Below are 24,231 nucleotides of genomic sequence, written 5' to 3'. Positions count from 1 at the left end.
AATCTTGCCGTCGTCTAAAGTTGATACGTTTTGCGTAAAGAATGTCTTACAACAACACAAACAGTTAGCGCTGACGTTGCTGCATTTTGTCCAGTGCCTGTGCTAAATCAGCAATAATATCATCAACATGTTCCAGGCCAACGGATAGCCGGATTAAACTATCAGTAATGCCCGCCATTTGCCGCTCTTCAGCCGTGTAAGGACTATGAGTCATCGATGCAGGATGCTGAATAAGTGATTCAGCATCGCCCAGACTAACAGCAAGACTGAGCAGTTCAACCTGATTAATAAAAAATCTGCCGTCATCCAAACTGGCTTCTAATTCAAACGCCAGCACACCGCCGGCAGCTTTCATTTGTGTACCAATAAACTTAAAGCCCGGATGAGATGGCAAACCAGGGTAATACACTTCCTTTACCGCCGGATGAGCTTCAAGAAACTCTGCAACTTTTTGCGCATTGCTACAGTGGCGCTCTAACCTTACCGACAGCGTTTTTAAACCGCGAATAATAAGCCAGGCATCATGCGGACTTATCGTCGCTCCCATGTCTTTTAGCGTCGTCAGTTTAATGGTTTTTATCCGCTCGGCATCAGACACTATTATACCGGCGACCACATCACCATGCCCATTTAGGTATTTGGTTGCACTATGAATAACGATATCAATACCGAACTGAGCAGGCTTTTGCAGTAGCGGGGTCATAAAGGTATTATCAATAACCGAAATCAGTTGATGCCGCTGGCAAAACTCGCCCAGAAAGGTGAGGTCTAGCACCACCATATTTGGATTAATTGGCGTTTCTGCAAACAGCATTTTTGTATTAGGTTTGATAGCCTGCTCTACTGCTGCGTGATCGGTCATATCAACGAAACTGACGTCAATACCATAACGAGCAAACATGTGATTAAACAGGGCAAAACTACATCCGTAGATTGCTTTACTGGCGATTAAATGATCACCCTGTTGCAAAAAAGCCATCGTGCTGGCGGCGACAGCTCCCATTCCGGTAGCCGTTGCTGCGGCATCTTCCATGCCTTCTAACGCCGCAATTTTCAACTCCAGCTCACGCGTAGTGGGGTTGCCAAGCCGGGTATAAATGTACCCCTCAGCTTCGCCAGCAAAGCGCGCGGCCCCCTGCTCAGCATTGTCAAAAATATAGGTTGAAGTTTGATATAAAGGTGTTGCTAAAGTACCGTGTTGATTTTTTTCTTTACCGGCGTGAATACACAACGTCTCGGCATTTTTATTATTGTTATGCATAGTTAAACTGCTACTTATAGTTAATTTCGCAGTAACAAATAACAGAATTGGTAATTAATGGAAGCACGCCAGACATCTTGCAGTCTGGCGGTACCCTGTAAGTTTAACCTTTATTGTCAGCTTTAGTTTGCACTGCAGCTTTAAAGCGAGACAGTAAACTGGTACTGAGTGATTTAATACTCACTTTAGCGGATTCACTTGCAGGTAACGGCCTTAGCTGCTGTTGCGCCAGGTTACCCAAACGGGCGACCAGTAATCCTGCGATGATACCCTGCCCGGCACGGGCCGAAAGTTTCGAGGTTAACTCACTGCCTAAAACGTCAGATGCCATATCCAATGCCAGCTCTGAGCCACCTGCCCACAATAATGCTCCCAGCAAACGTTTGAGCAGCAACATGCTGCGCAATTGGCCAATGGCGCCACCGTAAAGCTGGGCCAACTCACGTACAAGGCGGCTGCTACGCCACAGCACAATTAGCATATCAGCTAAAGCAAAAGGACTGATAGCCACGGCAAGACTGGTATCTGTAGCCGCCCGATAGATGAGTTGCTGCGCCTGCTTATCTAGCTCAGCAAGCACAAAGCGCTCAAACAACTGTAATTGCTCTTCATCACTATGTGCGTCGGTTAGCGCATTTTGCCATTGCTGTTTGGCGGCTGTAATAGCAGGTGATGCTGGTAAACTATCGGCAACTGCCTTACAGAGCTCACCCGCTTCGCCATATTGTACGCTATGGCGAATACGGTCTGCGTTGTGTTGCCAACGTCTATTTCGTGCTAGACGTCGCCAAAGTTTGACCTCTCGCCATAATACCGTCACACACAGCACCCCTACTGCGGCAGTAATTAAACTTAGGAATATGCCATACACCACGTTTTGCTGCCAGCTTAGCAGCAGGGTTTGACACCATTGCCAGACAGACAGCACTACAATAGCAACGAGTGTCAGCCCGGCTAATCGCCACCACCAGCGTATAGGCTGTTTTAGTGCCACCGGTGCCGCATTATCTGCCGCTACAAAAGCGTCATTGTCAAAATGACTCGCTGCTTTTAACTCTGGTAAAGGCGTTAATTGCTGTGGTTCAAAATGGCGGGCTTGCTTTAGCTCACTCATCGTAATTTATCTCCGAGTAGGTATTGCAATACATGGTCCATTCGCACATGAGGTAAAGGTTTACAGTCCTGCCATGGCAGCGGACGCAGTGGTATAAAAGCAAACTGATGCTGAGCAAACATCTTCGCTGTTGGTAGCTGAGCAGGCACATCACCGGGGAAGAAAGTTACCGCTTTCTGCTCGAGGCTTGTACCACTAATACAAGGCTGTGGTAGCCCATCTGACTGAACAAAGCCACTGCTACTGGCCCGAATAGCCGCAATAGCCATGGCTTCAGTTTTTGCTGCCTGATACTGACTATGTTTTAACGGTTGCTGTAGAAATTGCTGCAATAGCAGCGTCAATGCCTTGTGTTGTTCTGGCGTTGCGTGATCGGCTTTACTGGCTGCAAATAACACTTTATCTATGCTTGGGCTAAATAACCGGCCTAATAAACTGGCTGGTCCATAGTGAAAGCTCTTCAATATAAGCTGCAATGCTTGCTGTAACTCGGTCATAGCAGCATATCCGGCGTTTAACGCAGATAAGCAGTCAACGAGAATGACTTGCCGATCTAAGCCAGAGAAATGCTTTTGATAAAACGGTTTAATAACATGCGCACAGTAACTTTCATAGTGTTGCGTTAGCTTTTTAGCTAACGCGGAATCCGCCGACACCTGATGTGGCAACAGCGGAAATAGCTGCAACATTGGCGCCCCCGCTAAGGTACCGGGTACCAACAATCTTCCGGGTTGATTTAAATAAGCGCCTGGGGTTTGATGAAACTGCTGCAACAGTGCTTTATAACTGTCAGTCAAGGTTTGCAATTGCAGCTCAGTGGCATTATCTAAACTAATGGCAGCCAATTGCTGATTAAAATGTGCGGCTACATCAACGCGATGGGGCTTGCTAAATAACTGCCAACTAAATTCGCACCACTGCTTGTAATTCATGTCCAGCAAAGGTAAATCCAGCAGCCATTCCCCTGGATAGTCGATTATATCCAGCGCCAATTCGCTGTGCGACTGCAAATGCGCCCGCAGTCCGGTTGACGCTTTGTAGCGCAAAGTTAGACTTAATTGGCTCCAGCCTTGGGTTGACGCTGGCCACTGCGGCGGACTTTGTTGCAGTGCCTGTAAATTTTGCTCTAGCGGAAAACGCGGCACATCCAACGGCGGTTTGGCAAGACGTCCGCCCAGGTAACGTTGTGATTGCACCACATCAAAAAACGGCAAGTTGGCGCTTTGGTCACCCATCGTTAACTGTTGCACGAGTGAGGTAATAAACGCAGTTTTACCTGAACCGCTTAAGCCTGTAACCCCTAAGCGTAAATGACGATCAAGAGCGCGTCCGGTCAGTTCGCGCCCTTGATGCTGTATCTTATCGAGTAGCTTCATAAGCTAAGGTGTACCACCCTAGAGGTTATTAAATTCACGGTTCAGCTGGAATTTCGCTGATGTAACATGGCTTTCCATGCCTCTAAGCCGAAGCTCCAGATTATCAAACTGATTGGCTAAATGCTGTAGCGCTTGTTTTGGAGCTTCACCACGTTGCCACATGCGAATTTTAACCTCAACAGCTTTCTCTGTTGCAGGGCTTAAATCAGCCGTTGTGGAAGCTTTGACAACGGCCTTGGACTTTTTTTCTAGCACCACCCAAGCGGCGATATATAGCACTAACACCAAACCACCTGCACCGAGAAAAAACGCTGATACGGTAATAATTCTTACCAACCAAAGCTCCCAGCCAAAGTAGTCAGCAATACCGGCGCAAACGCCGGCTATCTTGCCATTTGCATCGTCGCGAAGTAGTTCACGTTTGGGCTTAGTCATGTTGATTTCTCCACTTTGGGCTTTCTGCGTCTAAAATAGCTTCAAGTGTTTTAATACGATCCGCCATTTTTTCTGCCCGGTGCGCCAAGTCATTTAACTGAGTAAGCTCTTGGTCAGACAACCCCTGTCCCATTTTATTTTTGCTACGGTAATGCATTATGACCCAGATTGGCGCCACAAAAATCATAAACAAAATAAACGGGATACCAATAACTTCTGAAAATTCCATGTTCGCTCCTAAACACCTGAAAATCAGGCGTTTTTATCTTTTTGATTAACTTTAGCTTTTAACTCAGCTAACTCGTTATCAATTTTGTCTTGCGCAGCCAGTTCAGCAAACTCGTCTTTCAAGGTTTTCTTACCTAAATCATAGGCTTCAACCTGAGCTTCCAATGTATCAATTTTCTGCTCGTAACGCTCAAACTTATACATGGCATCGTTAATGCGGTTGCTATCCAGTGTCTTTTTAACTTCAAGCCGCGAAGATACCGTTTTCTGGCGCATCAACATTGACTTTTGGCGAGCCTTGGCATCGGCTAGTTTCTCTTGCAACTGAGCAACTTCATCTTGTAACTTACCAATATGCTCATCCAGATTAGCAATATCTGCTGCAACGGCATCAGCCTGATCAGACGATTTTTGCCGCTCAATCAATGCAGAGCGTGCTAAATCTTCCCGCTCTTTACTTAATGCCAGTTCTGCTTTAGCCTGCCAATCAGCCACTTCTTCCTGCAAACGGTTAACCAAACGTTGAAGCTCTTTCTTTTCAGCAATGGTTTTAGCAGAAGAAGAACGCACCTCGACTAAGGTGTCTTCCATTTCCTGAATAATCAGGCGCACCATTTTTTCCGGATCTTCGGCTTTATCTAACAATGAATTGATATTTGAATTCACTATGTCTGAGAAGCGTGAAAAAATACCCATAATATTTACCTCGTTATTGACTGATTTAGTACAAGCTAACCTATTCAGTTTCCTTGCCAACTTTTCAAAACAATATAAGCATTTGTTTTTAATTAATTTTTATTTATTTTCCATTAATGCTTCTGCTACCACCTATTATGAAATACACTATTAATTAGCCAATTTAACCAACTAATAGCACGCCATGAGCAGAAAATTCAAACAAGATAATCTGGTGGGCCAGTCTAACAGCTTTCTAAATGTGCTGGATCAGGTCTCACAAATCGCGCCATTGGACAAGCCGGTGTTAATTATCGGTGAACGGGGTACCGGTAAAGAACTCATCGCAGCCCGTCTACACTTTTTGTCCCAACGTTGGGATCAGCAATATTTAACCTTAAACTGCGCCTCGCTAAATGAGAACTTACTAGAGAGCGAGCTGTTTGGTCATGAGTCTGGCGCATTTACCGGGGCAAGTAAGCGCCATGAAGGACGTTTTGAGCGCGCACACGGTGGCACACTGTTCCTTGACGAACTAGCCAACACCCCTGGGCTGGTACAAGAAAAATTGCTGCGGGTAATTGAGTATGGCGAGTTTGAGCGTGTTGGCGGTAGCCGTTCGATTAAAACCGATGTGCGTTTGATTTGCGCCACTAACGAAGATTTACCCTTGTTGGCCGAACAGGGAGAGTTCCGCGCTGACTTACTAGACAGATTAGCGTTTGACGTTATCACCTTACCGCCAATGCGTGAAAGACGTGAAGACATTATGCTATTAGCAGAACATTTTGCGATTAATATGGCGCGCGAACTTGGGTTTGAACTTTTCAGCGGTTTTAGTGAAAAAGCCAAGCATATCTTGCTGGATTATCATTGGCCAGGCAACGTACGAGAGCTAAAAAACGTGGTTGAACGCAGCGTCTATCGAACAAACAATGCCTATGTCCCGGTACATGATATCTTACTGGATCCGTTTGAATCGCCCTATCGCCCACAACAACGTATTAAAAGGATACAGCAACCGGTGCAAGCTATGGTTGCTGACTTACCACCCAATTCAGTGGTAGCCTCTGTGCAAGCCCCAACGACTGGTTTTAACCAGTTTGATTTTAGCAACATTCAAGATTTTAAAACCTTGTCACAGGATTTTGAAGTTAGTTTGATAAAACAGGCACTGGCAGCAAGCCAATACAACCAGAAAAAAACGGCTGAACTCCTAAACCTGACCTATCATCAGCTACGTGGTTATATGAAAAAATACCAACTACTTGAAAGCCAGCAAACATGAAACTTACACTGGGCCATACAATTACAATGAGAGCAACCCATAGTGTATTACCAATGCTACTATGCACAATTATTGCTGTTGTTGGCTGCCAACCTCAACTGCCGCAAACTGTGCGCAGCGGTTTAGTGTATTGCTCTGAAGGCTCACCTGAAACATTCAACCCACAACTGGTTACTTCCGGTACTACTATAGATGCGATCAGCCAGCAGTTGTACGATCGGCTGCTGGATATTAATCCAGAAAATGGTGAGCTAATACCCGGTTTAGCACAGCTATGGCAAGTGAGTAACGAAGGTAAGGTGTATCACTTTACTCTGCACCCAAACGTCGAGTTTCACCAAACAGAGTACTTTACCCCTACACGGCCTCTGAACGCAGAAGATGTAGTGTTCACTTTTAACCGTATAATGAACAGTCAGCATCCATTTCACCAACAAGGCGGTGCTAACTACCCTTTTTTTCAAAGTGTTGATTGGGCAGATTTGGTGACCAGCGTCACAGCAGAAGCGCCAAATGTAGTAAAGTTTGAGTTAAGTCGGCCAGACAGTTCATTTTTGTCTAATCTCGCTACAGACTTTGCCGCAATATTGTCCGCTGAGTATGGCCAACAACTAGTCACATCAGGTGAACTTGCTCTAATTGATAGCAAACCTATCGGTACCGGCCCATTTCGGTTTAAAGAATATCAAAAAGACTTACTGATACGTTATTACCGCCATAAGAACTACTGGCGTGAGCTGGCAAAACCGGAACAATTAGTATTTGACATTGTGCCGAATAATGCCCGCCGGATGGCCAAACTGTTTACGCATGAATGTGATGTTGTCGCCTTTCCGCGAGTATCGGAACTGGGCTTAATCAGTCAGCGCCCAGATGTAAGTGTGCAAGAAAGTACCAGTATGAACATAGGTTTTTGGGCATTTAATACCGCCAAAGCTCCGTTTGACAATGTAAAGGTACGTCAGGCTCTGGCCCATGCCATTAACCGCGATGCAATTTTACAAGCCGTCTATTTTGGCCATGCAACAGCTGCCAACTCAGTTTTACCACCTACCTCTTGGGCGTTTAATCCTAACTTGCCAGTACAACAGTATGATCCGCTGCAGGCTAAACAATTGCTGGCGGAAGCTGGTTACCCAAATGGCTTTAGCATGGATATCTGGGCCATGCCGGTGCAACGTTTGTATAATCCAAATGCATTAAAAATGGCAGAACTAATGCAAGCAGATTTAGCGCAAATTGGTGTCCGAGCTAGCATTATCTCTTACGAGTGGAACAGCTTTCGCCGTAAGCTGGGTGCCTATGAGCATGACTCAGTACTAATTGGTTGGTCTGCTGACAACGCTGATCCAGACAATTTTTTCCGGCCACTGCTAAGTTGCAGCGCAGCCTTAACGGGCTCAAATAGAGCAAATTGGTGCGATGCTAATTTTGATCTGCTTATTAGCCAGGCATTACTGACACCAGATCAAAAGCAACGTCGTAGTTACTATATGGCAGCACAACAATACCTCGCCGAACAGATGCCCTTGCTTAGCATTGCCCACTCACAACGCTTTCAAGCCATTAGCAGCGATATTAAAGGTGTGAAAATTAACCCTTATGGCGGAATAGCGCTGGCCAATGCGGTAAAGGACGTTGAATGATTTTATATTTACTACGCCGCCTGTTTTTGCTGTGTTTTGTTTTTATCGCTTTGACCATCTTAGCGTTTAGCCTCGGATACCTATTCCCTGGTGAACCGCTGCAAAACTTTACCGGACTTCGACACATCCCGGTAAATCAGCTGGAGCAACTTAGCGCCGAATACCGCATGGACCAGGGTTACATTCAACAATATCTTGGCTATCTAACCCGCGTGATAAGCGGCGATTGGGGAATGTCATTCGCTAGCGAGCAAGGGTTATTGCAAGAGATTAAACGATTGTTGCCCGCCACCCTTGAGCTTGCAGCATATGCATTGTTAATTTCATTTTTTATTGGTATCCCCGTTGGTATTATCGCAGCAATTAAACCCGAAGGTGCAGTGAGTAAAATCATTTCTGCCCTCGCCGTTACCGGTTATTCTATTCCAATATTCTGGTGGGCTCTGTTGCTGATAATGATCTTCTCGCTTGGCTTGGGGTGGCTGCCTACCGCAGGTAGAATTGGCGTATTATTTGAAATTAACCATGTTACCGGCTTTATGCTGTTGGATATTCTGCTATCAGACACTCAGCATCAACACGAAGCGATGTTAAATGCTCTGCGGCATATGCTGCTGCCGACGCTGGTATTAGCAACCTTCCCTACAACAGTGATGATTCGTTTTACCCGTGACTCTATGCTTGAAGTGTGGGAGCAAAGCTATATTAAAACAGCAAGAGCTAAAGGTCTGAGCAGAGCACAGGTGCTTTATCGCCACGCACTACGTAATGCCTTGTTACCGGTTATTCGCCAGATTGGTCTGCAATTTAGTACGCTAATCACTTTGGCGATGATCACCGAAGTTATCTTTTCATGGCCTGGCATTGGCCGCTGGATGATTGACAGCATATACCAGCGAAACTACCCCGCCATTCAAGCGGGCCTGTTGGTTATCTCCACTCTGGTGATTACCGTGAACATGATTACAGAGATTTTGCATACCCTGTTTAATCCACTGGCAAGGAAACGCTAGTATGGCTAAGTTTCGTTTGCTACCCGATGAGCAACTAGCGCGCTCTCCTTTTAAACAATTATGGCGTGAATTTTCCAGACAACACAGCGCCATTGCAGGGCTACTGATATTTAGCCTGTTTTTCTTACTGGTGCTGTTATCAGCAGTGCTGACACCACACGACCCATATTTGCAAAACGACAGTTTACTACTGTTGCCGCCATCCTGGTCACAACAGGGCTTGGTGCAATATCCGTTTGGAACTGATGACTTAGGGCGTGACTTATTCTCCCGCTTACTCGTCGGCGCCCGTTATACCTTTGGTATTGCCATGATAACGGTCATGGGGGCTCTGGTTATGGGATTACTCCTAGGTACACTTGCGGGGATGACAAAAGGCCTTAAATCCAGTATTTTAAACCACGTACTTGATCTGGCACTGACAATTCCATCATTACTGCTCGCGATTATTATCGTCGCCATTTTAGGCCCAGGGCTACAAAACACCACCTGGGCTATTATGCTGGCATTGCTACCTCAATTTGTACATGGTATCCGCAACGCGATAGCAGAACAGCTTAATCAAGATTATGTCATTGCTTATCGCCTGGACGGAGCCAATAATTGGCAAGTATTTAGCCGTATAATATTGCCAAATATTTGGGAAAAGCTCACGCTGATGGCAACGATGGCACTTTCTACCGCAACGTTGGATATTGCCGCTTTGGGTTTTCTGGGGTTAGGAGCACAAGCCCCCACAGCTGAATGGGGTGCAATGATTGCAGACTCACTCGACCTTATTTATATTGCACCTGTAAGCGTGGCAATCCCCGGGCTGCTGATATTTTTGGCCGTGTTATCGGTTAATCTGGTTGGCGATGGTTTGCGCAATGCAGCCAAGAAGCGGCGGGAAAACTAATGCTATTACTGGATATAAAAAATCTTACCATAGAACTGAAAACACCAGATGCGTTAGTGCGCGCCGTAGATCGCGTAAATCTAAGTTTGCGCGAAGGTGAAATTCGAGGCTTAGTGGGCGAATCAGGCTCTGGTAAAAGTTTAATTGCTAAAGCCATAGTTGGTGTGCTGAATAAACGTTGGAAGGTTACCGCAGATCGCTTTAGCTGGCGTGGACAAGACCTGTTAAATTTGTCATACGACGAGCAACGAAAAATTATCGGCCGTGATATTGCTATGATTTATCAGGAGCCCAGCCGAAGCCTGGACCCTACTGCAGCCATTCTCGAACAACTAGAAGAAGCTGTGCCAGATCACTTGCTCGATGGTCCCTGGTGGAAACGCAGTTATTTGCGCCGACGAAAAGCCATAGGTTTGTTGCACAAAGTGGGTATTCGCGACCATCAATCCGTGCTGCAAAGCGTGCCTTACCAGCTGTCTGAAGGTATTTGCCAGAAAATCATGATTGCCATGGCCATCGCCAAAAACCCCAAACTTCTCATTGCCGACGAACCAACTACCGCATTAGAAAGTACAACTCAAGCGCAATTATTTCGATTACTCGCCAGTTTTAATCAGCTAAAAGGCATGTCCGTGCTGCTAATCAGTCATGAACTGGAAAGTATTGCGCGCTACACACAAAGCCTCAGCGTATTGTATTGCGGCCAGCTGGTGGAAGCCGGAGAGACCGCAGCGATATTGAAACAGCCCTATCATCCCTACACGCATGCATTAATAAAAAGTGTGCCCGAATTTCAACCTAATTTACAACCTAAGACACCACTTTATGCGCTTCCTGGCAGCATTCCTGTTCTGCAGCACCTTCCTATTGGCTGCAGGCTTGGCCCACGCTGCCCCAATGCGCGTAAAGAGTGTGTGAAAACGCCCTCACTTGAACGGCTGCAAAATCACTACTTTAGCTGCCATTTCCCATTAACTGGAAAGAACGATTAATGAGTATTTTGCTGGAAGTGCGCAATTTACATAAAACATACCGCAAACAAGCTGGTTTGTTTCGCCAACGCAGTATTTGCGCACTCAATGATGTTAGCTTTAGCCTGGCGGAAGGGAAAACCCTGGCCATAGTGGGTGAAACTGGCTCGGGTAAAAGCACCCTGGCTAAATTATTAGTGGGTATTGAAAAACCCGATAGTGGCGAGATATTACTGGCAGGGACCGTCGCGAAAATAAGCCATTACCGCCAGTATAATCACATGATCCGATTTATCTTTCAGGACGCGGCAAAGTCGTTAAATCCTCATCAAAAAGTTGGCCAAATGCTCGATGACGTATTACGTTTTAGTACGGTATTGGACAGCCATCAACGTCGGCAGAAAATTAGAATGACATTAAAACAGTTGGGGTTGTTAGATGAACACAGCGAGTACTATCCGCATATGTTTTCTGGCGGTCAGTTGCAACGTGTAGCATTGGCCCGGGCGTTAATTTTAGACCCTAAACTGCTTATTCTTGACGAAGCGTTAACTGCACTTGACCCATCCTTGCGGGCGCAAATTGTTAATCTGTTACTCGATCTTCAGCAAAAATCAGGATTAGCTTATCTATTGATCACTAACCATCTGCGATTAGTAAAACATATCGCAGACGATCTACTGGTATTGCATCAGGGAATGACATTGGACTATGGCACCACGGCACAGGTGTTTTCTCACCCACAACATGATTACAGTAGAAAACTCATCAACAGTCTAACAGCATAAAAAAAACCGTGGCAAGCCACGGTTTTTTTCTGGTCGCTAACTTATAACACATCACCGCTTTGTGCTACACGCAAATTACGCGTTATTTCAGCTTTAGCTTTTAACGATGCAATAACCGCTTTGTAAGCTTGATCAGCTTGTTGCTCAGCTAAACGCTCTAACTGCGCTGGCTCAGGCGCAACGGTAACTTCAGCATCTTTTACCGCTAATAATGAAACAATAGCACTATCACCGTTCACCAAATTCACTAACTCAACACTTGGCGTGTCTACAGGCCTTGCCATAGCAAAGGCTTTTGCGCGAATTTCAGCGTCTAAGGTGCCGCCAAAACGCGGCGTATCTAAAGATTGTTGCAAATCTAAAGATTGTTGCTCCGCTTGCACAGCAAGCGTGCTATCAGCTATTGTCGCCAGTACCGACTCAGCTTGCTGCTTAGCAAGCAGCGCGCTTTGCTCTGCACGTACAGCCGCTTCAACGTCAGCTTTCACTTCATCTAAAGATTGAGTGCGAGCCGGTTGAAACTCTTTAACACGAACCACAATAGCATGCTCTTTACTAAGCTCGATAAGCTCGCTGTTTAAGCCTTCCTGAATAAAAGCGGCATCAAACATCTTGTTAAGGACTAACGGTTCAGACAATGGTGCAGTAGCTTCAGACCGACTAAATAATGGCGTCGACAACACTTTTAATCCCGTTGCCTCTGCAGCATCTTCCAGCGTATCAGGCACTTCAAAACTCACCTCAGCTAAACGCTGTTGTAATTCATAAAATGCGGCACTGGCACGGTCTTGTGTTAATTGCAGTGCAATTTCAGCTGACACTTCAGCCAATGACTTCTCTTGGGCGCGCTCTAATGCAACCAGCTTAATAATGTGGTAACCATAGGCACTTTTAACAACAGGGCTTAATGCACCAACCTCATTCAATGCAAAAGCAGCACTTTCAAAATCTGCATCCATGTCACCTGGTGCTAACCAATCAAGCACACCACCATTCTCTGCAGAAAACGTATCTGCTGACGCCGTTTTTGCTAACTCAGCAAAATCACTTCCAGCTTGCAGTTGCGCCAAAAGCGCTTCAGCTTTGGCTTCTACATCACTACTCGCATCTTCCGATTCAAGCATAATGTGAGCAACCTGGCGGCGCTCTTCTTTGGTATAACGCGCTTTGTTCGCAAGATAATACTGTTCAATCTCGGCATCTGTTGCCTGCTCGTCAGAAGCCAGGTTTGCAGCAGATAACTCAATATACTCGACCGCTACTTTTTGCTCAGTTTCATACTGCGCCAAGTTCATGGTGTAGTAATCTTGCAACATTTGCTCGGTTAAGGTGACCTTATCAGCAAAGTCAGCCGCATTAAAACGGACATAGTTAATGTCGCGCTGCTGCTGCTGTAATGTCATTAGCAACTGCATTTCTTTACCGGTTGCAAACTCACTACCAATTAAACCCAGTAATAGTTGATTACGTGATAATTGCTCGCGAACTTCTTCCCGAAATGACTCAGGCTGATACCCGGCCTGACGCAATAAGGCAATATAACGGTCATTGTTAAACTGGCCGTCTATCTGAAATTCCGGCATATCCCGGATAGCATCACGCACTTGCTCGTCACTCAAACGCAAGTCTAAACTTTCTGCAAGTTGCTTTTGCAGTGTTTCATCTATCAATTTCTCCAGCACTTCGCTGCGAAACTTTGTCATATAGGTGCTGTCTGCGGCCATAGCGGCGTACATTTCACCAAACTGCTGCTGCATACGTCCACGTTCTGCCTGAAATGCCTGATCGAATGCTTCCCGGCTGATTTTTTCGCCGTTGACTTCAGCGACATTGGTTTCAGCGGGTGTATTCAAATAACTCCCCACACCTGCCAGGGCAAATGTCAGGATCACTAAGCCTAAAATAGACTTAGCGATAATGCCCTGTGAGCCTTCTCTGATTTTCTCTAACATCTTAGCGCAATCTCTTTATTCACTTACTAGCGGCTGGAAGACAACAAAACAACTGCTGTGTTGCCGTAAAAAAAAACGCATCTTAACAGATGCGCTTTTTTTAGAGAAGCCTTGGGACGCGATAGCTACTGTATTCAGTTGCCTGTCTTAACTCGCGCACATTAAAATGTTTTGCTGTCAAAACGCTGCTCCCATCTGTGCTCTGTGCCGTAACACAGAACCTCAGCTTAGTTACAGGCGTCTTTTAACGCTTTACCTGGCTTGAAAGAAGGAATTTTCGCAGAAGCGATTTGAATAGTTGCACCAGTTTGTGGGTTACGGCCAGTACGGGCTGCACGCTCACGTACGCTGTATGTACCAAAACCAACTAATGCTACAGAGTCGCCTTCCTTAAGAGCTTCAGTAACAGCATCAATGAACGAATCTAAAGCACGACCTGCTGCCGCTTTAGAAATGTCTGCACCAGCAGCAATTTTGTCGATAAGTTGAGACTTGTTCACAATATCATCCCCTTCAATTGTTATTATTTTCAACAGCTACACTTTACTAATTTTGTCAGTGCGCTTCATCGTTATAACAAGCATTTTTGGAGCTTGCAAGTAAAAGAAGCGACAAAACTAATAATTCTTGCTTTGACTGCAGCCCTTGTATAACAAGGGCTTGGTCTAAAACTTTCCATAAGTTAGCACAGCCAACGGGAATGAAAAGCCCCTATACAGAATTTTTTTCCGTTTTTTCGCTATTTGCTGATTATTTTGCCGTTTCTACCACAGATACACGTGCTAATGGCTCTTGTAGTGCCAGTTCAAGCACCTCATCAATCCATTTTACCGGGCAAATTTCAATATCGCCTTTTACATTATCCGGAATATCTTTAAGGTCACGCACATTATCATGTGGAATTAGCACACGCTTGATACCGCCACGATGCGCCGCCAATAGCTTCTCTTTCAAGCCACCAATAGGCAACACTTCTCCGCGTAAGGTAATTTCACCTGTCATAGCAACGTCTGCCCGCACAGGGTTACCGGTTAAGCTAGAAACTAATGCCGTTACCATGCCTATACCGGCGCTTGGACCATCTTTAGGTGTAGCACCTTCTGGTACGTGGACATGGATATCACGTTTCTCATAAAAGTCTTCATTTATCCTCAAACCTTCTGCACGACTGCGAACGACAGTCATTGCGGCTTGAATAGACTCTTTCATTACATCACCTAGTGAGCCGGTATAGGTTAATTTACCTTTCCCTACTACAGATGCGGCTTCAATTGTGAGTAAATCGCCACCCACTTCGGTCCATGCTAAACCAGTCACTTGCCCTACCCGGTTACTGTCTTCGGCTTTACCATAGTCATAGCGCTGCACACCCAGAAACTCTTCTAAATTCTGCTGATTGATGACAACTTGTTTTAAATCTTTTGTCAGCAAAATTTGTTTTACTGCTTTGCGGCATAGTTTTGAGATTTCCCGTTCAAGACTACGCACACCAGCCTCACGGGTGTAATAGCGAATAATGCCGATGATGGCACTATCTTCTATAACTAACTCGCTGGCTTTTAAGCCATTTCGGCCAATTTGCTTGGTAATAAGATGTTGTTTGGCGATATTAAGTTTTTCATCTTCGGTATATCCTGCCAGGCGAATAACTTCCATTCTATCGAGCAATGCCGCCGGGATATTTAAACTGTTAGATGTAGCAAAAAACATTACATCAGATAGGTCATAATCGACTTCAAGATAATGATCACTGAAAGCGGTATTTTGCTCAGGGTCTAATACTTCTAGAAGCGCCGCTGCAGGATCACCACGAAAATCTGACGCCATTTTATCTATTTCATCAAGTAGAAATAATGGGTTACGTACACCCACTTTTGCCATTTTCTGGATAATTTTACCTGGCATTGAGCCAATGTAGGTTCGACGGTGGCCTCGAATTTCTGCTTCATCACGTACACCACCCAGTGCCATACGGACGTACTTACGCCCCGTCGCTTTAGCAACGGATTGCCCTAACGAGGTTTTACCCACGCCTGGTGGTCCAACTAAACACAGTATTGGGCCTTTTAACTTATTCACCCGTTGTTGTACTGCTAAATATTCAACGATGCGTTCTTTAACTTTTTCCAACCCGTAATGATCAGCATTCAGAATATTTTCTGCTTCTGCCAAATTCTTTTTAACTTTACTGCGTTTTTTCCACGGCACATTGGCTAACCAATCAATATAGCTGCGAACAACGGTTGCTTCTGCTGACATCGGAGACATCATCTTAAGCTTTTGTAATTCTGCTTTAGCTTTATCTTCCACTTCAGCTGACATTTGCGCCTGTTCAATTTTTTTGCTCAGTGCTTCAAATTCATCTGGTGTATCTTCCAGCTCACCTAACTCGCGCTGGATAGCTTTCATTTGCTCGTTTAGGTAATACTCGCGCTGGCTTTTCTCCATCTGCTTTTTAACGCGGCTACGAATACGGCGCTCGACCTGAAGAATGTCAATTTCACTCTCCATCATTGCCATCAGGTATTCAAGCCGCTCGGTCACGTTAAAAATTTCCAGTACTTTTTGCTTATCTTCAACCTTAAGCGGCATATGTGCAGCCATGGTATCAGCCAGTCTAGCCGGCTCATCAATACCGGTTAATGCTGTCAGCACTTCTGGTGGAATTTTTTTATTAAGCTTGATATACCCTTCAAACTGATTAATGGCTGAGCGTAAAAACACTTCCTGCTCTTTACTTTCAACTTCAGCCGTTTCAATAAGCTCTACATAAGCAGCAAAGGCATTATCTGTTTCTGTAAATTCAGCTAACCGGGCACGACGGCTGCCCTCGACTAGCACTTTTACGGTGCCATCGGGTAATTTCAGCAATTGCAATATCGTCGCAACGGTACCTACCTGATATAAGTCTGCTGCAGTAGGGTCGTCCAGCGTGGCATCTTTTTGAGCGACCAAAAAGATTTGTTTATCATTTTCCATTGCTGCATCTAAGCACTTAATGGACTTTGCCCGCCCGACAAATAGTGGAATAACCATATGGGGATAGACGACAACGTCGCGCAGTGCCAGCACGGGCATATGCAAACGTTCAGCGTTTTCTGATGTCATTGATACTCTCTCGAAATTAGTTACTGCAGGCGCGAATATGTTTCAGTATATGGGGTTCATTTTTAAAACTTCAATTCTATATACGAAAAAGGAGCTGAATCAGCTCCTTTTTATCAAAAAAACTCGTTTTACTTCAACATTAGTGGGATTCTGCAGCTACAGGCTCGCTGCTTTGATAGATAAGTATCGGGTCACTTTCACCACGGATCACCGTCTCATCGATTACAACTTTTGCCACATCCTGCATCGAAGGTAAGTCGTACATCGTATCAAGTAACACACCTTCAACAATAGAACGTAGGCCACGCGCGCCTGTTTTACGTTCCATGGCTTTCTGTGCGATGGCTCTTAACGCATCTTCACGAAACTCTAGTTCAACATCTTCCATGGCGAATAAAGCTGCAAACTGTTTAACCAGAGCGTTTTTCGGTTCACTTAAAATTTGCACCAAGGCAGCTAAGTCAAGTTCAGTTAATGTTGCAACAACCGGTAACCTACCAATAAATTCCGGTATTAGACCATATTTAACCAAATCTTCTGGTTCAACATCACGGAAAGACTCACTGAGACTGCGGCTACTTTCTTTACTACGCACCGTTGCACCAAAACCAATGCCGGCTCCTTTGGCGCAACGCTGTTCTATAACTTTATCTAAGCCGGCAAAAGCACCACCACAGATAAACAAGATCTTGGAGGTATCCACCTGCAAGAATTCTTGTTGTGGATGTTTACGCCCACCTTGTGGCGGAACAGAGGCAATGGTTCCTTCAATAAGTTTCAACAAAGCCTGCTGCACCCCTTCACCTGAAACATCACGGGTAATAGAAGGGTTGTCACTTTTGCGAGAAATTTTGTCGATTTCATCAATGTAGACAATACCACGCTGAGCTTTTTCAACGTCGTAATCGCACTTTTGCAGCAATTTCTGAATGATATTTTCTACGTCTTCGCCAACATAACCGGCTTCTGTCAGCGTAGTCGCATCAGCCATCGTAAACGGTACGTCCAGCAATCTTGCCAGGGTCTCAGCCAGCAGCGTTTTTCCACTTCCGGTTGGGCCAATCAACAAGATATTACTTTTACTCAACTCAACGTCTTGCTTGTGCTGTGCGCTACGTAAGCGTTTGTAATGATTGTACACTGCAACTGCTAATACTTTTTTGGCATGGTCCTGACCAATAACATAGTCATCCAGATGAGTGCGGATTTCACGGGGTACCGGTAAGGTATCGGCATCGCGCTTAGGGGAAATATCTTTTATTTCCTCGCGGATAATGTCATTGCATAAATCAACGCATTCATCACAAATATATACCTGTGGGCCTGCAATCAACTTACGCACTTCATGCTGTGATTTGCCACAAAAAGAACAGTACAACAATTTACCGTTCTTATCGCCGTCAGTGCGGTGATCAGACATGTAACTACCTCTTTCACTACGGTGCAACCAGATGGTGTCTGGTTGCCAAAAAATGATTACTTCGCGTCTCTGTTAGTAAATATGGCATCTACAAGGCCATATTCCAAGGCTTGCTGTGCACTTAAGAAATTATCACGCTCAGTATCCTTACAGACTTGCTCGTAACTTTTACCGCTATGCTCTGCCATCAGACGGTTTAATTTCTCTTTTATGCCTAATATTTCACGGGCATGAATTTCAAAATCTGTTGCCTGACCTTGAAAACCACCTAAGGGTTGGTGGATCATTACGCGGGCATTAGGTAGACAGTAGCGTTTACCTTTAGTACCACCGGACAATAAAAACGCGCCCATACTGGCAGCCTGTCCGACACAAATGGTAGATATATCCGACTTGATATAACGCATAGTGTCATAAATTGATAAGCCGGCAGTGACGGATCCGCCTGGTGAGTTTATATAAATATAGATGTCTTTCTCAGGATTTTCTGATTCTAAGAATAATAATTGCGCCACAATCAGGTTTGCCATGTGATCTTCAACCTGACCAGTTAGAAATATGATGCGATCCTTGAGCAAGCGTGAATAGATATCAAAAGAACGCTCACCTTTTGCGGTTTGCTCAATAACGATTGGTACCAAAGCGTTTACTATGTCATTAAGATGTTGCGGCATAGACATATTATAGGGTTCCCTTTAAATGGCTGGATTTTACTGTTGCAGAAAATAAAATGGCCCGAACTAGTGTCCGAGCCATTAAAGCCGTCAAGCCCAAATAAGTCAATCTTAGTTGGTGGCTTGTGGGTTCATTATTTCATCGAAAGCCGCTTTTTGGTCAGTCACTTTAGCGCTGGCCAAAACAACTTCTATCGCCTGTTCTTCCAGTGCAACATTACGCATGCTCTGTAACAGTTCTTTATTGCTGTTGTAGTACTGCACCACTTCTTGTGGATCTTCGTATGCAGAAGCTACAGATTCGATTAACGCCTGTACTTTCTTGTCATCTACTTTCAGTTCACTTGTTTTAATTACTTCACCCAGCAACAAACCTACTTTAACGCGGTCTTTTGCTTGCTCTTCAAACAGTGATGCTGGCAGTTCAGGTAATTGCTTAGGATCAACATTATTACCAAAACGCTGTAAAGCTTGTTTACGTAAAACGTCCACTTCACCTTCAATTAAGGCTTTAGGTACATCAACGTCGTTATTTGCCAGTAATCCTTTGATTACCTGCTCTTTAACTTTTGCTTTGATGTTTTGGTTAAGCTCGCGCTCCATGTTTTTGCGTACTTCAACTTTAAGCGCATCAACAGAAGCCGTTTCAAGACCAAACAATGTTGCGAACTCATCATTTAGTTCAGGCAATACTTGCTCTTCTACCTTGCTGATTGTTACAGCGAAGCTAGCTGCTTTACCTTTAAGGTTTTCAGCGTGGTATTCTGCTGGGAAAGTAACGTCAACCGTGGTTTCTTCACCGGCTTTCTTACCGATAATACCGTCTTCAAAGCCTGGGATCATTCGGCCCTGGCCTAATTCCAGTGTGAAGTTAGTGGCTTTACCGCCTTCAAACTCTTCACCGTCGATTGAACCAACAAAGTCGACAACCACACGGTCACCAGACACTGCTTTGCCTTTTTTCTCTTCCCACTTGGCGTGTTGCTTACGCAAAGTGTCCAGCATTTTGTCTAAGTCAGCATCAGCAATTTCAACAACTGGCTTATTAACTTCTATTTTATCCAGATTTTTAACTTCTACTTCTGGGTAAACTTCAAAAGTCGCTTTAAATTCCAGATCTTTACCTTGCTCCAGTTGGCCTGGTGCAAAAGTTGGTGAACCTGCTGGCGTTAGTTTGTTAGCGATAATGGCATCGTAAAAATGACGCTGCATTTGCTCGCCTGCAACTTCTTGCAATACAGCTAAACCATAACGCTTCTGGATAATAGATACTGGTGCTTTACCTGGACGAAAACCGTCGATACGCTGACGCTTGGCCAGATCACGTAAACGGTTTTTAACTTCCGAATCAATTTTGTCGGCCGGAACTGTAATCGTTAACTGGCGCTCTAAACCCTGAGTGGTTTCCACAGAAACTTGCATCTTGTTACCTCAAATTCAAAAACGGGCGCGTAATTAACGCCTTACTAGTGTGATCTGGTATCAAAACGCAGCACTGAACCAGACCTGTTATAAAATAGGACGCGGCATTATAGCGGGGTAAATGTCCGACGTCGAGCCCTTAGCAAAAGCGCTTTTTAACCGACGCAAACAACATAAAAAAACGCAGCCTGAAGAGGAATTATTTCAGGCTGCGTGTCGTTCTATTATGCTCAAAATGTATTAGCTTCGAGTTTGCCCATTGCCGGTAACAACATACTTTTCCGTTGTTAACGCTTCAAGCCCCATAGGGCCATATGCATGCAACTTACTGGTTGATATACCAATTTCAGCACCTAAACCCAGCTCGCCACCGTCAGAAAAGCGTGATGAGGTATTATGCATCACCACAGCTGAGTCTACCTCACGAATAAAGCGATCTGCATTAGTACTATCGGCAGTACAAATAACTTCAGTATGCTGACTACCAAACTGGTCAATGTGCGCTATTGCTCCGTCCATGTCATCGACCACCCGAATAGCAATCTCAGGAGCCAGGTATTCCTGACCAAACTCATTATCAGCAATAGCTTGTGCCTGATTGAAATAACCAAGACTTTGTTTACATGCATGCACAATAACATCGTGTTGTGCCAAAGCGCTTGCCACCATCGGCAGAAAATCAGCCGCGATATGCTGGTTAACCAATAAACCTTCTAACGCATTACACACGCCTGGGCGTTGCACTTTACCGTTTAGTAATAAGCCCAATGCCATGTTTAAGTCTGCTGACTGATCGACATATAAATGGCATACCCCTTTATAATGCTGGATTACCGGGATACGGCTATGCTCCGTCACAAAACGAATAAGCCCTTCCCCGCCCCGTGGGATCACCAAGTCGATATACTGGTCTTGCTTTAACAGTGCCAACATCAGATCACGATCCGGATCCGGTACGATACTCACCACTTCGTCAGGCAAGTTATGCTCACGCAGCGCCTGTTGCATGGCAGCTGCAATGGCTAAACTGGTTTGAATGGCTTCGCGCCCACATCGCAGAATAACCGCATTGCCAGATTTAAAACACAAAGCACCCGCGTCAGCTGTAACGTTGGGTCTTGCTTCATAAATCATACAAATAACGCCAAGCGCGATACGACGCTTTTGAATATTTATGCCATTAGGCCGTTGTTCAATCTGTCGCGTGGCACCTACAGGGTCTGGCAATGCAATAATTTGCTCTATGGCTTTAGCCATGACCTCTATACGTTCTGGGGTTAGCGTTAACCGGTCTAACATGGCCGCACTGGTGCCGTTTGCACTGGCTGCAGCCACTTCATCTTTATTCGCTGTCAGAATAGTTGCACTTGCTAAGCGCAACTGATTTGCCATGCTTTGCAGCACTGCATTTTTCTGTTCTGTGGTTAAATTCGCCACTGCTTTAGCTGCACGCGACGCTTTGGCGGCAATACTGGCCGCAACTTCGGTACTCATAATCTCTCCAGTAACATCATTTCACTACGATGGATCACAGCATCACTGCCGGTTGGACAATATCCAAGACATGACTCTATATCCCGGCTTTGTTGTCCTTTAATGGAAAACAGCTCGCTGGCACTAAAACGGCTAACCCCTTTAGCAACTTTTCGTTTGCCAACAGCACAGCGCACTAAAACAGCATCACCTGAATCAAACTCACCATTAATACTAACTATGCCGCTGCACAATAGCGAGGCGCCATGCTGGCATAGTGCCTCAATACAGCCATCATCTACCCAGATTTCACCCTTAGCCCTTAACGTATGACGCACCCAATGTTTTTTAGCCGATAAAGGCTTAGCTTGACCATAAAAAATTGTGCCTGGGTTTTTACCCGCTAAAATACACTGAAAACTAAATTCCTGATGACCATCAATGATCATGGTATCAATGCCATGAGCTGCGGCTTTTTCTGCCGCTTCAATTTTGGTTCGCATGCCACCTGTGCCCATAGCAGAAGAAGCACCACCAGCCAAAGCATAAATGTCAGCGCTAATACGCTTAACAGCTGGGATTAACGTAGCATTGGGGTCTTTATTCGGATCTGCGGTATAGAGGCCAGCAACATCAGAGCAAATGATCAAGGCATCAGCATTAGCTACCGTTGCTACCATCGCGGCTAAATTATCATTGTCACCCACTTTAAGCTCATCGGTGGCAATGGTGTCATTCTCATTCACGATTGGCAGTACGTTATGATCAAGTAAACGACGTAACGTGTTCTGAATATTGACATGGCGGACCCTGTCACTTAAATCACCATGCGTTAGCAAAACCTGTGCGCACGGAAAATCAAAACAACGACTCCAGAAATTCATTAACTCATTTTGCCCAACCGCTGCCATGGCACGTTTAAGCGCAATAGGTACACGTTGATGTTGAAAGTTAAAATGATGGCGACCGGCAGCAACGCTACCAGAAGAAACCAGGATCACTTCAAGACCCTGTAGTCGGCACTGCCGAATAAATTCGGCGATGGGACGCAAAAACTGCTCACTACACCCCTGATGTTCTGGCGCAATTAGGGCGCTGCCAACTTTCAGCACGACCCGACGCCAGGATGGGTTAATCATAACTCCTCCAATGGTTATTGCAGTCGCTATAATAACAAAATCTGTAACCCGGCACCACCCAACCTACAAAAACCAACACAAACACAAACTACAAATCAAAGTTAAACTATTGTTTTAAATAGATTATAAATATAGTGAATACCATATATACATTTAAAAGGGGCAACAAAAGTGCATTAAAATGTAATTTAATTACATTTTAATGCACTAAGCATACAACTGAATATAGTCTTCTGATGGGGTAAGTTTCACCATTTTCTCAAACTGCAAACCAAGCCGGTTCAACAATTTAATTGACGCCGTGTTTCCTGCATGAGTCAAACCAACAATGCGTTTTAATTTCAACGTACTATAGCCAAAATGTATCACAGCAGATGCGGCTTCAAAGGCATAGCCTTGGCCACAAAACTGCGGCATAAAAGCAAAACCAATATCGGTTTCCTGCAAAGCATCACGACGTAATAGACCACAAAACCCCAGCGGTATTCCGCTGATACATTCCTCAACTAAAAACAAACCATAACCATGTTGGCGATAGCTCTTTATCGGTCCTTCAGCGAGATAATGCATAGCATCCAACTCGTTTCTTACACCACGATCAGCAATATTTTCAATGAAGGAAGGCTCGTTCAACAATCGACAGGTAAACGTCACATCGGCCGCCGTAAGGTGTCGGATCCGTAAACGAGGAGTCTCTGCAACAACCATAAAATCATCCTTAAAACACAGGCTACAGTGAGCATACATTAAGATAACGGTTTATGGGAACAAGAATTTAGCTGCATTATTTAGCAGTATAAATAGTTTTGCTATAGCAAATTGGACAGATAGTTCAATACAAGCCGTAAGGAAAAATTAGTTTGATTATAGATGAGGGATTTAGGGAAAATGGTCGGTGATGCAGGATTTGAACCTGCGACCCCTTGGACCCAAACCAAGTGCGCTACCAAGCTGCGCCAATCACCGACTGTACAACGTAAAGAGATGGGGTGGATGATGGGGTTCGAACCCACGACAACCGGAATCACAATCCGGGGCTCTACCAACTGAGCTACAACCACCACTGAAACTGTTTTGCGCTTGTTATGGCGCGCCCGATAGGATTCGAACCTATGACCCACGCCTTAGAAGGGCGTTGCTCTATCCAGCTGAGCTACGGGCGCAAAATCGAAAGCCCTACCAAGCTATAAAATTAATGGTCTTATACGCAGTATTTTAGCCTGCTACCCGTGGATTAAAAGTACCCAAACCACGTGTATAACTTACCATTTTTAAAATGGTCGGTGATGCAGGATTTGAACCTGCGACCCCTTGGACCCAAACCAAGTGCGCTACCAAGCTGCGCCAATC

The 24,231-nt window shown here is 45.0% G+C and carries 21 protein-coding genes and 3 tRNA genes; 6 read left to right on the top strand and 18 right to left on the bottom strand.

Going from position 1 to position 24,231, the window contains the following annotated elements:
* Positions 1 to 64: 64 nt before the first annotated feature.
* The 6 genes from ORJ00_RS00960 to pspA form a co-directional block, all read right to left on the bottom strand.
* Complete coding sequence (locus ORJ00_RS00960; protein ID WP_306138726.1) at positions 65 to 1,261, bottom strand: trans-sulfuration enzyme family protein; 1,197 nt, start codon at positions 1,259 to 1,261, stop codon at positions 65 to 67.
* Between the two features lie 103 nt (positions 1,262 to 1,364).
* The gene (locus tag ORJ00_RS00955; RefSeq protein WP_306138725.1) at positions 1,365 to 2,375 is read right to left on the bottom strand and encodes a TIGR01620 family protein; all 1,011 of its coding nucleotides are present in this window, start codon (positions 2,373 to 2,375) and stop codon (positions 1,365 to 1,367) included.
* Positions 2,372 to 3,751 carry a YcjX family GTP-binding protein gene (locus tag ORJ00_RS00950; protein ID WP_306138724.1) on the bottom strand — a complete coding sequence of 460 codons (1,380 nt, stop codon included), beginning with the start codon at positions 3,749 to 3,751 and terminating at the stop codon, positions 2,372 to 2,374. Before ORJ00_RS00950 ends, ORJ00_RS00955 begins: the two co-directional genes overlap by 4 nt.
* Before the next feature lie 18 nt (positions 3,752 to 3,769).
* Positions 3,770 to 4,186 carry an envelope stress response membrane protein PspC gene (gene pspC / locus ORJ00_RS00945; RefSeq protein ID WP_027669678.1) on the bottom strand — a complete coding sequence of 139 codons (417 nt, stop codon included), beginning with the start codon at positions 4,184 to 4,186 and terminating at the stop codon, positions 3,770 to 3,772.
* Positions 4,179 to 4,415 (bottom strand): envelope stress response membrane protein PspB, encoded by a 237-nt coding sequence (pspB, locus tag ORJ00_RS00940; protein ID WP_027669679.1) that lies wholly within the window; start codon positions 4,413 to 4,415, stop codon positions 4,179 to 4,181. The genes pspC and pspB overlap by 8 nt, the downstream gene beginning before the upstream one ends.
* A 23-nt stretch (positions 4,416 to 4,438) precedes the next feature.
* Positions 4,439 to 5,110 carry a phage shock protein PspA gene (pspA, locus tag ORJ00_RS00935; RefSeq protein ID WP_027669680.1) on the bottom strand — a complete coding sequence of 224 codons (672 nt, stop codon included), beginning with the start codon at positions 5,108 to 5,110 and terminating at the stop codon, positions 4,439 to 4,441.
* Between the two features lie 184 nt (positions 5,111 to 5,294).
* Here pspA and pspF point away from each other — a divergent pair, with 184 nt between their 5' ends.
* From pspF to ORJ00_RS00905, 6 genes are read left to right on the top strand one after another with little or no spacing between them, the layout of a single operon-like run.
* A complete protein-coding gene (gene pspF / locus ORJ00_RS00930; RefSeq protein WP_027669681.1) occupies positions 5,295 to 6,377 on the top strand; it encodes a phage shock protein operon transcriptional activator in 1,083 nt (360 codons plus the stop codon).
* A gap of 53 nt (positions 6,378 to 6,430) precedes the next feature.
* Complete coding sequence (locus ORJ00_RS00925; RefSeq protein ID WP_084153431.1) at positions 6,431 to 8,023, top strand: ABC transporter substrate-binding protein; 1,593 nt, start codon at positions 6,431 to 6,433, stop codon at positions 8,021 to 8,023.
* Entirely contained in the window at positions 8,020 to 9,036 is a 1,017-nt protein-coding gene (locus ORJ00_RS00920; protein ID WP_027669683.1) for an ABC transporter permease, read from the top strand. The genes ORJ00_RS00925 and ORJ00_RS00920 overlap by 4 nt, the downstream gene beginning before the upstream one ends.
* A 1-nt stretch (position 9,037) precedes the next feature.
* Positions 9,038 to 9,934, top strand: a complete 897-nt coding sequence (locus ORJ00_RS00915) for an ABC transporter permease subunit (RefSeq protein WP_306138723.1) — start codon at positions 9,038 to 9,040, stop codon at positions 9,932 to 9,934.
* On the top strand, positions 9,934 to 10,926 hold the full coding sequence (locus ORJ00_RS00910) for a peptide ABC transporter ATP-binding protein (RefSeq protein ID WP_306138722.1): 993 nt from the start codon (positions 9,934 to 9,936) through the stop codon (positions 10,924 to 10,926). The genes ORJ00_RS00915 and ORJ00_RS00910 overlap by 1 nt, the downstream gene beginning before the upstream one ends.
* Positions 10,926 to 11,693 carry an ATP-binding cassette domain-containing protein gene (locus tag ORJ00_RS00905; protein ID WP_027669686.1) on the top strand — a complete coding sequence of 256 codons (768 nt, stop codon included), beginning with the start codon at positions 10,926 to 10,928 and terminating at the stop codon, positions 11,691 to 11,693. The genes ORJ00_RS00910 and ORJ00_RS00905 overlap by 1 nt, the downstream gene beginning before the upstream one ends.
* A 41-nt stretch (positions 11,694 to 11,734) precedes the next feature.
* Here the strand turns inward: ORJ00_RS00905 and ORJ00_RS00900 are convergent, their stop codons facing one another.
* From ORJ00_RS00900 to ORJ00_RS00845, 12 genes are all read right to left on the bottom strand, one after another.
* Positions 11,735 to 13,645, bottom strand: a complete 1,911-nt coding sequence (locus tag ORJ00_RS00900) for a SurA N-terminal domain-containing protein (RefSeq protein ID WP_306125208.1) — start codon at positions 13,643 to 13,645, stop codon at positions 11,735 to 11,737.
* A gap of 227 nt (positions 13,646 to 13,872) precedes the next feature.
* On the bottom strand, positions 13,873 to 14,145 hold the full coding sequence (hupB, locus tag ORJ00_RS00895; RefSeq protein ID WP_008220336.1) for a nucleoid-associated protein HU-beta: 273 nt from the start codon (positions 14,143 to 14,145) through the stop codon (positions 13,873 to 13,875).
* A 250-nt stretch (positions 14,146 to 14,395) separates the two neighbouring features.
* Positions 14,396 to 16,753 (bottom strand): endopeptidase La, encoded by a 2,358-nt coding sequence (gene lon, locus ORJ00_RS00890; protein WP_027669688.1) that lies wholly within the window; start codon positions 16,751 to 16,753, stop codon positions 14,396 to 14,398.
* Between the two features lie 139 nt (positions 16,754 to 16,892).
* Positions 16,893 to 18,173, bottom strand: coding sequence for an ATP-dependent protease ATP-binding subunit ClpX (gene clpX, locus ORJ00_RS00885; protein WP_027669689.1), 1,281 nt, complete (start codon positions 18,171 to 18,173; stop codon positions 16,893 to 16,895).
* 56 nt (positions 18,174 to 18,229) lie between these two features.
* Positions 18,230 to 18,853, bottom strand: a complete 624-nt coding sequence (gene clpP, locus ORJ00_RS00880; RefSeq protein ID WP_205623152.1) for an ATP-dependent Clp endopeptidase proteolytic subunit ClpP — start codon at positions 18,851 to 18,853, stop codon at positions 18,230 to 18,232.
* 105 nt (positions 18,854 to 18,958) lie between these two features.
* Positions 18,959 to 20,269 carry a trigger factor gene (gene tig, locus ORJ00_RS00875; protein WP_027669691.1) on the bottom strand — a complete coding sequence of 437 codons (1,311 nt, stop codon included), beginning with the start codon at positions 20,267 to 20,269 and terminating at the stop codon, positions 18,959 to 18,961.
* Between the two features lie 240 nt (positions 20,270 to 20,509).
* Positions 20,510 to 21,763: a glutamate-5-semialdehyde dehydrogenase gene (locus ORJ00_RS00870; protein ID WP_306138721.1), complete on the bottom strand. Its 1,254-nt coding sequence runs from the start codon at positions 21,761 to 21,763 to the stop codon at positions 20,510 to 20,512.
* Entirely contained in the window at positions 21,760 to 22,881 is a 1,122-nt protein-coding gene (proB, locus tag ORJ00_RS00865; protein WP_305973098.1) for a glutamate 5-kinase, read from the bottom strand. Before proB ends, ORJ00_RS00870 begins: the two co-directional genes overlap by 4 nt.
* A gap of 207 nt (positions 22,882 to 23,088) precedes the next feature.
* Positions 23,089 to 23,589, bottom strand: coding sequence for a GNAT family N-acetyltransferase (locus ORJ00_RS00860; RefSeq protein WP_027669694.1), 501 nt, complete (start codon positions 23,587 to 23,589; stop codon positions 23,089 to 23,091).
* A gap of 181 nt (positions 23,590 to 23,770) precedes the next feature.
* Positions 23,771 to 23,847: transfer RNA gene (locus ORJ00_RS00855), tRNA-Pro, on the bottom strand.
* Positions 23,848 to 23,866: 19 nt separating this feature from the next.
* Positions 23,867 to 23,942 (bottom strand) — tRNA-His (locus ORJ00_RS00850).
* Positions 23,943 to 23,967: 25 nt separating this feature from the next.
* Positions 23,968 to 24,044 (bottom strand) — tRNA-Arg (locus ORJ00_RS00845).
* Between the last annotated feature and the right edge of the window lie 187 nt (positions 24,045 to 24,231).

Source organism: Rheinheimera baltica, from assembly GCF_030731985.1.
Classification (GTDB): domain Bacteria; phylum Pseudomonadota; class Gammaproteobacteria; order Enterobacterales; family Alteromonadaceae; genus Alishewanella; species Alishewanella baltica.
The sequence above is the reverse complement of the archived record's forward strand: the minus strand, read 5'-3'. Positions and strand labels throughout refer to the sequence as shown.